This is a genomic window from Stenotrophomonas sp. GD04054 (assembly GCF_029836955.1).
In the GTDB taxonomy this organism is placed as follows: Bacteria; Pseudomonadota; Gammaproteobacteria; order Xanthomonadales; family Xanthomonadaceae; genus Stenotrophomonas; species Stenotrophomonas maltophilia_A.
In genome coordinates this window covers 159,621-172,297 of sequence record NZ_JAOECR010000004.1, presented here as the reverse complement: position 1 = coordinate 172,297, position 12,677 = coordinate 159,621, and the positions used below count along the sequence as shown (strand labels likewise).

Below are 12,677 nucleotides of genomic sequence, written 5' to 3'. Positions count from 1 at the left end.
CGGCAACCGCGCGGGCGGTGCCGGATTCGGCACCCAGATCGCGACGCCGGCGGCGCGCTTCTGCGTGGTCGGAATACCGATGCCGACGCCGCCACCGACGTGCGAACCGAACGTGCCGGCGCCGACCGACATGCCCACCGGTGAGCCACTGCTGCCCACGCCCATCAACACCACGCCATTGGCGCCGAGCGCGGCGGCCTCACGCTTCAGGCGTGCCACGGCGGCATCGGTCTGGCCCTGGGTGCCGAAGCCGACGGCGGACGCCGATTCCAGCTGGGCGATTTCCTGTGAACCGGCCGGTGGCGTCGAATAGATCTGCACCAGCGCCGGATCGATCGGTGCGCGGGCGCGGCCCAGCATCACCTTGGAGGTACTGGCACAGCCAGCGGCGACCAGCAGGATGGCCGCCAACGCGGCCCAACGGATGTTCATGGCACGACCCCTGTAGGACTGGTTGCGATCATCGGCGGGCCACTCTGAATCGGCGCCAACACCCGGGCCAGGGCACGCACGGCAGCACGCTAGCACGGCGGGGGTGACAGCCCCGCCAATGGCAGTAGGCGGCGGCAGCGGGAACGTCTATGGTTGGGGCAGGAACCAACTGCGGGAGAGCGGCATGGGTGTGATCAGTCTGTTGTGGGGCGTACTGGCGCTGTTGTGGATGATCCTGGCGCTGATTCCACTGCTGGGCTGGGGCAACTGGTTCCTGATCCCGTTCGCTGCGGTGGGCGCGGTCATCGCCGCGCTCGGCATCCTGTTCACCCACTCGAGCAAGCGTGGCCGGGCCTGGGCCGGGCTGGTGCTGAACGGCATCGTGGTGGTGGTCGGCATCCTCCGCCTCGGCCTGGGGGGCGGCGTGATCTGAGCCCACCGTCGGGTGCGACAGGGCGTCGCAGGCGCACGGCCCATGGCCGGGCAGGGGCGTACAATGAATGGCTGCGCGAGCCCCCCGCGTGCCTGTGAATCCGCGCCCGGCGCGGCTGCCCCATGATCATCCGACCCCGTCCCCACGGCTGGCAACTGCTGTACATCCTGCGCGGCTCGATCGTCAAAGCGATCGCGCCCAAGGTGCTGGCCATCCTGATCCTGTCCATCGCGGTGGCCGCGGTGGTGGAACTGGCGCCGCCGACCGGCATCGAACGCGTGTCGGTCACGCCGTTCACCCTGCTTGGCCTGGTCCTGTCGATCTTCCTCAGCTTCCGCAACAGCGCCTGCTATGACCGCTGGTGGGAAGGCCGCAAGCTGTGGGGCCAGCTGGTCTATGAATCGCGTTCGCTGGCGCGCCAGGTCAACCTGCTGCTGGCCGATGACGCCGGTCGCCGCCGCCGCATCGCCTACCTCACCACCGCGTTCGCCCATGCCCTGGCCGGTCGCCTGCGCGGGCGCATCGTGGCGCTGATGGCCCTGCCGTGGCTGGACAAGCGCCAGCGCGAACAACTCGGGCAGCGCGAGAACGTGCCCGACGCGCTGCTCTCGATGATCGCTGCGGAACTGGCGCAGGCCCTGCGCGCCGGTGACCTCGACCCGATCCTCTACACCCAGCTGGAAGAGCGCCTGCATGCGATGTCGTCGATCCAGGCCGGCTGCGAGCGCATCCTCACCACACCGCTGCCGTTCGCCTACACCCTGCTGCTGCACCGCTGCGCGTGGATGTTCTGCGTGCTGCTGCCGTTCGGCCTGGCCAGTTCGCTGGGCTGGGGCACGCCGGTGCTGTCGGCGGTGCTGGCCTATGCCTTCTTCGGCCTGGACCAGCTGGGCGAAGAAATGGAAGACCCGTTCGGCCTGGAGCCGAACGACCTGCCGCTGGACGCGCTGGTGCGCACGATCGAGATCGACCAGCTCGACGCGCTCGGCGAACGCCCATTGCCCGAACCCCTGCTGCCGCAGGGCTACCTGTTGCAATAGCCACTCCTCGGAGCCTGCCATGTCCCACCCGCTTTACCGCCCGCGCCGCATGCGCCATGACGAGTTCTCACGCCGTCTGATGCGCGAGAACACGCTGACCACCGATGACCTGATCTACCCGGTGTTCGTGCACGAACTGGCCGGCCGCACCGCAGTACCGTCGATGCCGGGCGTGGAGCGGCTGTCGATCGAAGAACTGCTGAAGGTAGCCGAAGAAGCGCTGGAGCTGGGTATTCCGGTGATCGACCTGTTCCCGGTGATCGACCCGTCGCTGAAGTCGCTGGATGCATCGGCGGCGTGGGCGGAGGACGGCCTGGCGCAGCGTGCGATCCGCGCGCTGAAGTCGCGATTCCCGGAACTGGGGGTGATGACCGACGTGGCGCTGGACCCGTACACCACGCACGGCCAGGACGGCATCATCGACGACAAGGGCTATGTGCTGAACGACATCACCGTCGAGGCGCTGGTCAAGCAGTCGGTATCGCACGCCGAGGCCGGTGTGGACATCGTCTCGCCGTCGGACATGATGGACGGCCGCATCGGCGCGATCCGTCGTGCGCTGGATGCCGACAACCACATCAACGTGCGCATCATGGCCTACTCGGCCAAGTACGCCTCGGCGTTCTACGGTCCGTTCCGTGATGCGGTGGGCAGCGCCACCAGCCTCGGCAAGGCCGACAAGAAGACCTACCAGATGGACCCTGCCAACGGCGACGAGGCCCTGCGCGAGATCGCGCTGGACCTGGAAGAGGGTGCTGACATGGTGATGGTCAAGCCGGGCATGCCGTACCTGGACCTGGTGCGCCGGGTGAAGGAAAAATTCGGCGTGCCGACCTTCGCCTACCAGGTGAGCGGCGAGTACGCGATGATGAAGGCCGCCTTCGCCAACGGCTGGCTGGACGAACGCGCCTGCGTGCTGGAGTCGCTGCTGGGCTTCAAGCGGGCCGGCGCCGATGGCGTGCTGACCTATTTCGCGCCGCAGGTGGCGCGATGGCTGCGCGAGCGCTGACAATAGCGCCACGATAGACGGAGGATTACGCGATGGGACCCGAACTGGGATGGATGCAATGGCTGATCTGGGGCATCGGTACGCTGGTGTTCGGCGCCATCATCGTCGGTGTCTTCATCGCGGCCTGGCGGGCCGGCAAGCGCCCGCCGGAGCAGCTCTCCGCCGCCCGCCATGTCGCCCGTGAGCAGGCCCTGCCGGACAGCGTGCAGGCCGAACTGGCCGCGTTGAACCAGCGCAAGGACAATGGCCAGCTGAGCGAGATCGAGTACGAGCAGCAGCGCGCCAAGGTGTTGTCGCGCTGACGGGTGGGTGCCAACCTTGGTTGGCACTTTCCCGCATGCCAACCAAGGTTGGCATCTACCAAGCGGCCATCCACGCACGGCGTGGATCTACCGCACGCACCTGGCGCCTCCATCGCCCGGGTAGCCGCCAACCTTGGTTGGCGTTTGCCGTCACCGTGCGCCCGGCACGCACCCCGCAACCGCCGCCACCTTCGGCGCGGCCAACCGGTACACATCCACGCCACCGGCACGCGGTGCCTTCGCCGCACTGCTGGCGACCATCATCTCGCCGGGCTTGGCGTTGTCGATCACCGGCGCGCCGGTCCAGCCGCTGGCCTGGTTGAACGACAGCCCCAATGGCTGCAGCGCCGCACCGGTCCACGCACAGCCGCTGCTCCACACCTGCGTGGTCGTGCCGTTGCCGCGGCTGAACACCACGGCGCCGTCATGGCCCAGCCAGTCGCCGTCGGTCTCGTCGTCGGCGCTGTTCAACGCGCTCAGTGCGCTGGCCGGGCCACGCAGTCCCTGCGCATCCAGCGTCGCTACGAACAGGTCCCAGCCGGCGCCACGGCCCTGCTGGCGGGCAAACAACAGCTGCCTGCCATCCGCGCTCAGGGCCGGCCCGCGCTCTTCCCGGCGGCCCGCGTCGCCCGCCAGCAGCTGCGCGGTACCCAGTTGGCCATCGGTGGCGAGAGCGGCCCGATACAGCGCCAGCTTGCCCTCGCGGCCGGCCGCGAACAGCAGCCAGCGGCCGTCGCGGCTGAAGTAGGGATCATGGGCCTCACCGGCCACGCCTACCGGCAAGGCCTGCGCCTGCTGCCAGCGGCCGTCCACCACGCGCGCCTCCCACAGGCCCCAACCGGCCTCGCCACGGCGGGCGAAAACGATGCGCTGGCCATCGGCGCTGATCGTGGCGCGGCCCTCGTCGGCACGGGTCGAGACTACGCCCATGCCTTCGATGCCGTACTCGTTCAACGCCATCGCCACGGGGGCAGAGAGTAGACTGGCGGCAAGCACCAGCAGGGGCGGGGTGATGCGCATCATCCGGGTCCGTGCACGAAAGAGCATCAGTCTAGCCAGCTTGAGGATTCCATGACCGACCGTTACGCCGTCTTCGGACACCCCGTTGCCCACTCGAAGTCGCCGCAGATCCACGCGACGTTCGGTCGCCAGGAAGGCATCGCGGTGGATTACCGCGCGATCGACCTGGCCCCGGATGCGTTCCTGGCCGGCCTGGAAGCCTTCGCCGCCGACGGCGGTGTCGGTGCCAACGTCACCTCGCCGCACAAGGAAGCCGCGTTCTCGGTGTGCACCACGCTGACTGCACGTGCGCGCCGCGCCGGCTCGGTCAACACGCTGCTGCGCAAGGGCGACCGCTGGCATGGCGACACCACCGACGGCATCGGCCTGGTGCGTGACCTGACCGACCGCCATGGCCTGGACCTGCGTGGCCGCCGCATGCTGCTGATCGGTGCCGGCGGCTCCGCGCGCAGCGTCGCTCCGGCCTTCCTTGATGCCGGCATCACCGAGCTGGTGGTGGTCAACCGCACGCCGGAACGCGCCGATGAACTGATCGACGCGATGGGCGAACCGGGCCGCGCGATCAGCCGCTACTGGGAAGACCTGCGCGAGCTGGGCGACTTCGAACTGATCGTCAATGCCACCTCGGCCGGCCGCGACCGCGACGTTGAGTTCAAGCTGCCGCTGTCGCTGGTCAACTCGATGACCACCGCCGTCGACCTGAACTACGGCGAGGCCGCCATCGCCTTCCTGGCCTGGGCGCGCGCAGCGAACTGCCGCAATACCGTGGATGGCCTGGGCATGCTGGTCGAGCAGGCCGCCGAGAGCTTCCTGCAGTGGCACGGTGTGCGTCCGCAGACCGACGAGGTCTACCAGACGCTGCGGCAGGGCTCGGCCGTGCTGGCCGGCGAGGACTGATCGATGGACAACACGACCCTGATGGTGACGGTGCTGAGCATCGTGGGCGTGCGCCTGCCGGTACTGATCGCACTGTGCGTGGGCCTGGTCTGGGTGGTCGGCGCACCGCGCGATGCCACCCGTACCGGCGCCCTGGTCGGCCTGGTGCTGTTGCTGCTGTCCAGCCTCGGCGGCATGGCCGCCGGCATCCTGCCGATGTGGTTGATCAACAGCGGCAACTTCGACGCCATCTCGGGCATGAGTGCCATCCTTGGCGTGCTGCACTTCGCGCTGGCGATGGTCGAGGCCATCGGCGTGGTGCTGCTGGTGTGGGCGCTGGTGCGCCTGCTGCGTACCCGTTCGATCCCGGCGTCCTGACCGGTCGCGCCGGACCATGCCCGGCGTATCTGGCCCATGAGCGGTCCGGCCATCGGACCGTGACCGCCGCCGGGCGTCGTCGCTGGCCCGTTCAGGGTGCCAGCGACGGTGAACGCGGCCGGCCATGCGACAATGACCGGCCTGATCCAGCCACGGTACTTCCCGGCGTGACCGAAACCGTCGCCGCTCCGCGCACGCTCGATGACACCTTGAAGGACGCGATCCGCAAGGCGTACACGACGCTGCAGGCCAATACCCCCGGCTTCTCCACCCGTCGCTCGCAGAGCCAGATGATCGGCGTGGTGTCGCGTGCGCTGTCGAAAAGCGGTGGCGTCGGCGTGGTCGAAGCGCCCACCGGCGTCGGCAAGAGCCTGGGCTACCTCACCGCAGGCGTGCCGATCGCGCTGGCCAGCAAGAAGAAGCTGGTGATCAGCACCGGCACCGTGGCGCTGCAGTCGCAGCTGGTCGAGCGCGATATCCCGAATTTCCTCAAGGCCACCGGCCTGGAAGCGACCGTGGCGCTGGCCAAGGGCCGTACCCGCTACCTCTGCACGCGCAACGCCGCCGAGGCGCAGGGCGAGGGCTCGCAAGGCGGCATGTTCGAGGATGACGCGCCGCTGTTCGACCGGCCGCTGGCGCCGATCGAGATGGACATCGCCAAGCGCCTGACCGATGCCTTCACCGGCGGCAGCTGGGATGGCGACATCGACAACGCGCCGGAGACCATCAGCCCCGGCCTGCGCAGCCGCATCACCACGCCGGCTTCGGGCTGTGCCGGGCGCCGCTGTGCCTATTCGGCGCAGTGCGCGGTGCTGCGTTCGCGCAATACGGTGCGCGACGCACAGATCGTGGTCACCAACCACGCGCTGCTGCTGTCGGCGCTGTCGATCGGTGACAGCGACAACGGCCAGCCGTTGATCGCCCCGCCGTCGGACATGCTGCTGGTGTTGGACGAAGGCCATCACATCGGCAACGTGGCGATCGACCAGGGCGCGGCCAGCCTGGCGCTGGACGAGATGGCCAAGCGCACCGGCCGCCTGCAGATCCTGATCGCCGGCGCCTACCGCGCGGTCGACAAGGACCGCCTTGGCAACCTGTTGCCGAACGAGGCGATCGAGGTGGCCAGCAACGTGGCCAAGCAGCTGCGCGCGTTCCGTGACCACATCGAGCGGGTGTGGATGCCGGCACCGGCCGACGAAGAGCCGATGTGGCGCGCGGCCAATGGCCGCCTGCCCGAGGCCTGGCGCGAGCCGATCGAAGCGCTGGCCGACGACACCCGCAGCCTCTACAACTGGGCGCATGCCGCCACCGCGCAGGTCGCCAAGGGCAAGCCGGACGATGCCGCGCGCGAGCGCCTGCAGCGCAACCTGGGCATGGCGCTGGAAATGATCGAGCAGCAGTACAACCTGTGGCAGGCCTGGCGCCGCGAGGACAAGGACGGCGCGCCGCCGATGGCGCGCTGGGTCACCGCCACCCGCGACGGCGACCTGGTGCTGCATGGCTCGCCGGTGTCGGCCGCGCACGTGCTGCGCAAGCTGCTGTGGGATGAAGTGGACTCGGTGGTGATGACCTCGGCGACGTTGACCGGCGGTGGTGATTTCCAGTCGCTGGCGATCGACAACGGCATTCCGGAAGAGGCCGAGATGGTCTCGCTGTCGTCGCCGTTCGACCTGGCCAACCAGGCCGAGCTGATCGTGCCGAAGTTCCCAGTCACGCCGGACGACCGCGAAGGCCACCCGCGCGAAGTGGCGCGCTACCTGGACACCGAACTGGACTGGGCCAAGGGCTCGATGGTGCTGTTCACCTCGCGCTGGAAGATGGAGAAGGTAGCCGGGCTGATGTCGGCCGCGCGCCGAAAGCAGGTGCTGGTGCAGGGCGAGATGTCCAAGACCCGACTGATCGACGAGCATCTGCGGCGCGTGGCGGCAGGCGAAGGCTCGGTGCTGTTCGGCCTGAATTCGTTCGGCGAAGGCCTCGACCTGCCCGGTGAGGCCTGCACCACGGTGGTAATCACCCAGGTGCCGTTCGCGGTGCCGACCGATCCGCAGACCGCCACGCTCAGTGAATGGTTCGAGGGGCGTGGGCTCAACGCCTTCAACCTGATCGCGATTCCGCACGCGCTGCGCACGCTGACCCAGTTCGCCGGCCGCCTGATCCGCACCTCCACCGACACCGGCCGCGTGGTGATCCTCGATTCGCGGCTGCTGACCCGCCGTTACGGCAAGCGCATCATCGACGCGCTGCCACCGTTCAAGCGCGTGATCGGCTGACCAGTAGCAAAAAGGGGACGGAGGGAATTAAGTCGTTTATGGCAAAAACGACTTAATTCCCTCCGTCCCCTTTTTTGCGAGCACTGTACAGATGCCGGCCAGCAGCCGGCACTACCGCACGGGCTGACGATCGGACAGCGGCGCTTGGTGGTTACCGGGTGGCTGTTTCAGGCGTCCGGCAGCCTGGCCCATAAGCCTCCGTGTAGGGTTTGCCGAAGCAGCGCAGTAGCCCATCAAGCACATCCAGGTTCGGTGGCCACGGCATCTGCACCTGCTGCCCGCCCTCGGTGGTGAAGTGGTAGCGACCGTCCTTGATGTTCTCCGCCATCGCGGTGGGCGTCGGTATCGCGACCAGCCTCGCACGAGCCTTTTCCAGGGCGCCGCGGTCCTGGCGCAGGAACGCGACCATGCCGTCCACGTAGGCATTCCAGTAACCCGGGTCGCCCGCGTTCACAGGTTTGTGGCTGCGTTCCATCAGCGTGATCGCCTGCGCGGTCTGCCCCAGCTCCGCGCGCAGCTGGCCCTCGTGCCAGGTGATGATGACGTTGCCTTCTGCCTTGGGCAGAGCGCCGTAGGCGGACAGCAGGTCGGCCGCTTCGCGGGTACAGCCACGGTCGGCCAGCGGGCGCCAGCCACCTGCCAGGTCCTGATCGAATCGGCCAGGTTCCATCGCCAGCATCGCTGCACGGTCGTAGCTGCAGTCGGGGGCTTTGGGCGGTTCTGCAGACATGCCCATGGCAGCGGCCAGCGCATAGGAAAGCAACATCATCTCAACCTCCGTGTTGGTGACTTCCTGGACCACCATAACGGATCAGGAGAGGTAGCGCCGGCCGCTGGCCGGCAACCTCATTGATGTGGGGCGTCGCAGTGCAGATGCCGGCCAGCGGCCGGCACTACCGCACGGGGGTCAATCGCCGAGCAGGGCGGTGTTGCGTACGGCGCCCTTGTCGGCGCTGGTGGCGAGCAGCGCGTAAGCCTTCAGCGCGCTGGTGACTTTGCGCGGGCGCGGTGCGCGCGGCTTCCAGCCGCGGGCATCGGCGTCGGCGCGGCGCTGGGCCAGCGTGGCCTCATCCAGCAGCAGATCGATGCGGCGCGCCGGGATGTCGATGCGGATGCGGTCGCCGTTTTCCACCAGGCCGATGACACCGCCACTGGCGGCTTCCGGCGAGACATGGCCGATTGACAGGCCCGAGGTTCCGCCGGAAAAGCGGCCATCGGTGAGCAGCGCACATTGCTTGCCCAGCCCCTTCGATTTCAGATAGCTGGTCGGGTACAGCATCTCCTGCATGCCGGGGCCGCCCTTCGGGCCTTCGTAGCGGATGACCACCACCTCGCCCGGCTGCACCTCGTCAGCGAGGATGCCGGCGACGGCGGCGTCCTGGCTTTCGTAGACGCGCGCGGGGCCTTCGAACACATGGATCGACTCGTCCACGCCGGCGGTCTTCACCACGCAGCCATCGATGGCCAGGTTGCCGCGCAGCACGGCCAGCCCGCCTTCCAGCGAATACGCGTGCTGCAGCGAGCGGATGCAGCCCTCGGCGCGGTCCACGTCCAGCGTCGGCCAGCGCGTGGCCTGGCTGAAGGCTTCTTGGGTGGGGATGCCGGCCGGGCCAGCCTTGAAGAAGGTATGCAGGGTGTCGTTGTCACTGCGCACCACGTCCCAGCGTTCCAGTGCTTCGGCCAGGCTGGCGCTGTGCACGGTCGGCACCGTGGTTTCGAGCAGGCCGGCGCGGTCCAGTTCACCGAGGATGCCGAACACGCCGCCGGCGCGATGCACGTCCTCGATGTGGTACTTCGGCGTGTTCGGCGCCACCTTGCACAGCTGCGGTACGCGCCGCGACAGCGCGTCGATGTGGGTCAGGTCGAAGTCGACCTCCGCTTCCTGCGCGGCAGCCAGCAGATGCAGGATGGTGTTGGTGGAACCGCCCATGGCGATGTCCAGGGTCATCGCGTTGGCGAACGCGGCCTGGGTGGCGATGCCGCGCGGCAGCGCGCTCGGGTCTTCGCCGCCATACCAGCGGTGGCAGAGTTCGACGATCAGGCGGCCGGCGCGGCGGAACAGCGCCTCGCGGTCGGCATGGGTGGCCAGCGTGGTGCCATTGCCCGGCAGCGACAGGCCCAGCGCTTCGGTCAGGCAGTTCATCGAGTTGGCGGTGAACATGCCCGAGCAGGAGCCGCAGGTGGGGCAGGCGCTGCGCTCGAACGCGGCGACCTTCTCGTCGGAGGCGCTGTCATCGGCGGCCACCACCATCGCATCGACCAGGTCCAGCTTGTGCTCGGACAGCTTGGTCTTGCCCGCTTCCATCGGCCCGCCGGAGACGAACACCACCGGGATGTTGAGGCGCAGCGCGGCCATCAGCATGCCGGGGGTGATCTTGTCGCAGTTGCTGATGCACACCAGCGCGTCGGCGCAGTGCGCGTTGACCATGTACTCCACGGCGTCGGCGATGATCTCGCGGCTGGGCAGCGAATACAGCATGCCGTCGTGGCCCATCGCGATGCCGTCGTCCACGGCGATGGTGTTGAATTCCTTGGCGACGCCGCCGACCTGTTCGATCTCGCGCGCGACCAGCTGGCCGAGGTCCTTCAGGTGCACGTGGCCGGGCACGAACTGGGTGAAGGAGTTGGCGATGGCGATGATCGGCTTGTGGAAGTCGCCGTCCTTCATGCCGGTGGCACGCCACAGGGCGCGGGCGCCGGCCATGTTGCGGCCGGCGGTGGAGGTGCGGGAGCGGTATTCAGGCATGGCTGGCGGAACGGGCGGGCCGTACAACGTGGGGGTCGCCCGATCATGGCCAATTTTTTCGGTTGCTGCTGCAACCACCCGTTTTCGGTAGATGCCGACCTTGGTCGGCGCCGTGCCGTGTGTGCCAACCAAGGTTGGCACCTGCCAGAGCGGTGCGCCGCCCGGGGTCGGATCCCATCGCGGCGCGATGGGCTCTGACCCCAATGCCCGACGAAAATGAAAGTCCGTTCATCTTTCGGACTTTGCCGATTCCGGTTGCTGGTCCGGATTTGGCATCATTGGGGCATTGATCCGTCGACAGGGCATGAGGCCATGAAACGTTCCCGCACCACCGCGCTGCTGCTGATGAGCGCTGCGCCGCTGCTGTTCACCGCCTGCCAGAAGGAGCCGGAGGTGAAGGTGCAGGAAGGCCTGTACACCTCGGTGGAGGCCTGCACCGAGGCCACCGGCGATCCGTCGTCGTGCCGCAATGCGTTCGCCGAAGCGCAGAAGCAGGCCGCCGATGCGGCGCCGAAGTACGCCAGCAAGGAAGCCTGCGAGAAGGACTACAAGCCGGAACAGTGCGTGCAGCAGCACACCTCGGCCGGTACCTCGTTCATCGGCCCGATGATGATGGGCTTCTTCATGTCGCAGATGCTGAGCAACCGCGGCGGCCTGGCTCCGCAGGCGCCGGCGGCGTCGCCGGCCTACCAGGACAAGAGCGCTGGTTGGGCGCGTCCGGCACCGGGCGGCAGCGGCGGCCTGAACACCGCCAGCGGCATCGGCGCCGGCAAGGCGGGCCTGGCGCCGGTCACCAGCGAACCGAACCGTGCGGTCACCGCCAGCCGTGGTGGCTTCGGCAACACCAGCGCACGCCGCAGCACCAGCGGCAGCTACGGCGGCTGATCGACCCATGCAGCGTATCCGGATTGCCGAGCGTGCCCAGTGGCGGGCACGCGCGGAAGAGGCGGGTTTCCGCTTCCACACCATCGACGGCCAGCCGTACTGGGATGAAAGCGCGTACTACGCCTTCACCCTGCGCCAGATCGAACAGGACATCGAAGACCCCAGCGCCGAGCTGCACCAGATGGCGCTGGACCTGGTCGGCGATGTCATCGGCAGCGAACGCCTGATGGACCAGCTGGCGATTCCGTCGCATTACCGCGACTGGATCGCCGACAGCTGGCGCCAGCGCCAGCCGCATCTGTACGGTCGCCTGGACCTGGCCTACGACGGTACCGGCCCGGCCAAGCTGTACGAACTGAACTACGACACGCCGACCTCGCTGTTCGAGGCCAGCTTCTTCCAGTGGCAGTGGCTGGAAGACCAGCGCAATGCCGGTCGCCTGCCGCAGCATGCCGACCAGTTCAACGCGATCCACGAAGCGCTGGTCGAACGCTTCGGCGAACTGGCCACGCAGCTGCCGCCGCCGCTGTATTTCAGCGCCGTGGGCAGTTCGGAAGAAGACCGCGGCACCGTGGAGTACCTGCGCGACTGTGCGTCGCAGGCCGGCCTGCATGGCCAGGCCATCGCCATCGAGGATATCGGCCTGTCCGAGGACGGACGCTTCACCGCGCTGGACGATTCGGTGATCGGCACGCTGTTCAAGCTGTACCCACTGGAAGACCTGATGGCCGAGGAGTTCGGCCGCGCGCTGCCCGGCTCGGGCGTGCAGCTGCTGGAGCCGGCGTGGAAGGCGGTGCTGAGCAACAAGGGCATCCTGCCGCTGCTGTGGCAGCGCAACGTGGGCCATCCGAACCTGCTGGAAGCGCATTTCGATGACGGCAGCACGCTGGCCTCGGGCTGGGTGCGCAAGCCGCTGTTCTCGCGCGAAGGCGCCAACATCGAGATGCACCTGGCCGATGGCAGCACCCAACGCAGCGACGGTCCCTACGACGGCCCGGCGATCATCCAGCGTGCGCATCCGCTGACCCGCTTCGAAGGCGGCTACCCGCTGATCGGCAGCTGGGTGGTGGGTGACCACGCCTGCGGCATCGGCATCCGCGAGGACGACAGCGCGATCACCCGCGACAGTGCGCGCTTCGTGCCGCACGCAATCGTTGACGAGGCGCCGACGCGGATCTACGTCTGATGACAGTGCGGCGCCCACGGGCCGGCGTGGGCAACCATCGCCCGTCGTAGAACAACCGCTGAGGGTAGAGGCCGACCCTGGTCGGCGCCGTGGGTTTCGT

At 68.2% G+C, this 12,677-nt stretch carries 13 protein-coding genes; 9 read left to right on the top strand and 4 right to left on the bottom strand.

All coding sequences use genetic code 11. From position 1 onward, the window contains the following. Positions 1 to 432, bottom strand: a 432-nt coding sequence (locus N7573_RS04545; protein ID WP_279943086.1) for a hypothetical protein, incomplete at its 3' end; no start/stop codon positions are given. 184 nt (positions 433 to 616) lie between these two features. On the opposite strand from N7573_RS04545, the gene N7573_RS04540 reads away from it, so the two are divergent. The 4 genes from N7573_RS04540 (at position 617) to N7573_RS04525 (ending at position 3,216) form a co-directional block, all read left to right on the top strand. Beyond that, on the top strand, positions 617 to 865 hold the full coding sequence (locus tag N7573_RS04540) for a hypothetical protein (RefSeq protein WP_103282714.1): 249 nt from the start codon (positions 617 to 619) through the stop codon (positions 863 to 865). A 122-nt stretch (positions 866 to 987) separates the two neighbouring features. Continuing rightward, positions 988 to 1,905, top strand: a complete 918-nt coding sequence (locus N7573_RS04535) for a bestrophin family ion channel (RefSeq protein WP_087923940.1) — start codon at positions 988 to 990, stop codon at positions 1,903 to 1,905. A gap of 19 nt (positions 1,906 to 1,924) precedes the next feature. Continuing rightward, complete coding sequence (hemB, locus tag N7573_RS04530; RefSeq protein ID WP_279912897.1) at positions 1,925 to 2,914, top strand: porphobilinogen synthase; 990 nt, start codon at positions 1,925 to 1,927, stop codon at positions 2,912 to 2,914. A 32-nt stretch (positions 2,915 to 2,946) separates the two neighbouring features. Further along, positions 2,947 to 3,216 (top strand): hypothetical protein, encoded by a 270-nt coding sequence (locus N7573_RS04525; RefSeq protein ID WP_049400875.1) that lies wholly within the window; start codon positions 2,947 to 2,949, stop codon positions 3,214 to 3,216. A gap of 150 nt (positions 3,217 to 3,366) precedes the next feature. Here the strand turns inward: N7573_RS04525 and N7573_RS04520 are convergent, their stop codons facing one another. Next, entirely contained in the window at positions 3,367 to 4,239 is an 873-nt protein-coding gene (locus N7573_RS04520) for a hypothetical protein (protein ID WP_279912896.1), read from the bottom strand. Between the two features lie 48 nt (positions 4,240 to 4,287). On the opposite strand from N7573_RS04520, the gene aroE reads away from it, so the two are divergent. The 3 genes from aroE to dinG all read left to right on the top strand — a co-directional run bounded on the left by aroE (position 4,288) and on the right by dinG (position 7,760). Next, entirely contained in the window at positions 4,288 to 5,133 is an 846-nt protein-coding gene (gene aroE / locus N7573_RS04515) for a shikimate dehydrogenase (RefSeq protein ID WP_071228545.1), read from the top strand. A 3-nt stretch (positions 5,134 to 5,136) separates the two neighbouring features. Further along, positions 5,137 to 5,490 (top strand): hypothetical protein, encoded by a 354-nt coding sequence (locus N7573_RS04510; RefSeq protein ID WP_279912895.1) that lies wholly within the window; start codon positions 5,137 to 5,139, stop codon positions 5,488 to 5,490. 167 nt (positions 5,491 to 5,657) lie between these two features. Beyond that, positions 5,658 to 7,760 carry an ATP-dependent DNA helicase DinG gene (gene dinG, locus N7573_RS04505; protein WP_279912894.1) on the top strand — a complete coding sequence of 701 codons (2,103 nt, stop codon included), beginning with the start codon at positions 5,658 to 5,660 and terminating at the stop codon, positions 7,758 to 7,760. Between the two features lie 151 nt (positions 7,761 to 7,911). On the opposite strand, the gene N7573_RS04500 is transcribed toward dinG, so the two are convergent. Both N7573_RS04500 and ilvD read right to left on the bottom strand, forming a co-directional pair. After that, on the bottom strand, positions 7,912 to 8,529 hold the full coding sequence (locus N7573_RS04500) for a hypothetical protein (protein ID WP_279912893.1): 618 nt from the start codon (positions 8,527 to 8,529) through the stop codon (positions 7,912 to 7,914). A gap of 138 nt (positions 8,530 to 8,667) precedes the next feature. Then, on the bottom strand, positions 8,668 to 10,506 hold the full coding sequence (gene ilvD, locus N7573_RS04495; RefSeq protein ID WP_049424111.1) for a dihydroxy-acid dehydratase: 1,839 nt from the start codon (positions 10,504 to 10,506) through the stop codon (positions 8,668 to 8,670). Positions 10,507 to 10,818: 312 nt separating this feature from the next. Here ilvD and N7573_RS04490 point away from each other — a divergent pair, with 312 nt between their 5' ends. Beyond that, a complete protein-coding gene (locus N7573_RS04490) occupies positions 10,819 to 11,391 on the top strand; it encodes a DUF1190 domain-containing protein (protein ID WP_014038869.1) in 573 nt (190 codons plus the stop codon). A 7-nt stretch (positions 11,392 to 11,398) separates the two neighbouring features. Next, complete coding sequence (locus N7573_RS04485; RefSeq protein ID WP_049400870.1) at positions 11,399 to 12,577, top strand: glutathionylspermidine synthase family protein; 1,179 nt, start codon at positions 11,399 to 11,401, stop codon at positions 12,575 to 12,577. The last annotated feature ends 100 nt before the right edge of the window (positions 12,578 to 12,677 follow it).

Bases quoted from the DNA above. Each gene is read 5' to 3' on its own strand.
- N7573_RS04540 (WP_103282714.1), top strand. From the start codon at position 617: ATGGGTGTGATCAGTCTGTTGTGGGGCGTACTGGCGCTGTTGTGGATG.
- N7573_RS04535 (WP_087923940.1), top strand. From the start codon at position 988: ATGATCATCCGACCCCGTCCCCACGGCTGGCAACTGCTGTACATCCTG.
- hemB (WP_279912897.1), top strand. From the start codon at position 1,925: ATGTCCCACCCGCTTTACCGCCCGCGCCGCATGCGCCATGACGAGTTC.
- N7573_RS04525 (WP_049400875.1), top strand. From the start codon at position 2,947: ATGGGACCCGAACTGGGATGGATGCAATGGCTGATCTGGGGCATCGGT.
- N7573_RS04520 (WP_279912896.1), bottom strand. From the start codon at position 4,239: ATGATGCGCATCACCCCGCCCCTGCTGGTGCTTGCCGCCAGTCTACTC.
- aroE (WP_071228545.1), top strand. From the start codon at position 4,288: ATGACCGACCGTTACGCCGTCTTCGGACACCCCGTTGCCCACTCGAAG.
- N7573_RS04510 (WP_279912895.1), top strand. From the start codon at position 5,137: ATGGACAACACGACCCTGATGGTGACGGTGCTGAGCATCGTGGGCGTG.
- N7573_RS04500 (WP_279912893.1), bottom strand. From the start codon at position 8,529: ATGATGTTGCTTTCCTATGCGCTGGCCGCTGCCATGGGCATGTCTGCA.
- ilvD (WP_049424111.1), bottom strand. From the start codon at position 10,506: ATGCCTGAATACCGCTCCCGCACCTCCACCGCCGGCCGCAACATGGCC.
- N7573_RS04490 (WP_014038869.1), top strand. From the start codon at position 10,819: ATGAAACGTTCCCGCACCACCGCGCTGCTGCTGATGAGCGCTGCGCCG.
- N7573_RS04485 (WP_049400870.1), top strand. From the start codon at position 11,399: ATGCAGCGTATCCGGATTGCCGAGCGTGCCCAGTGGCGGGCACGCGCG.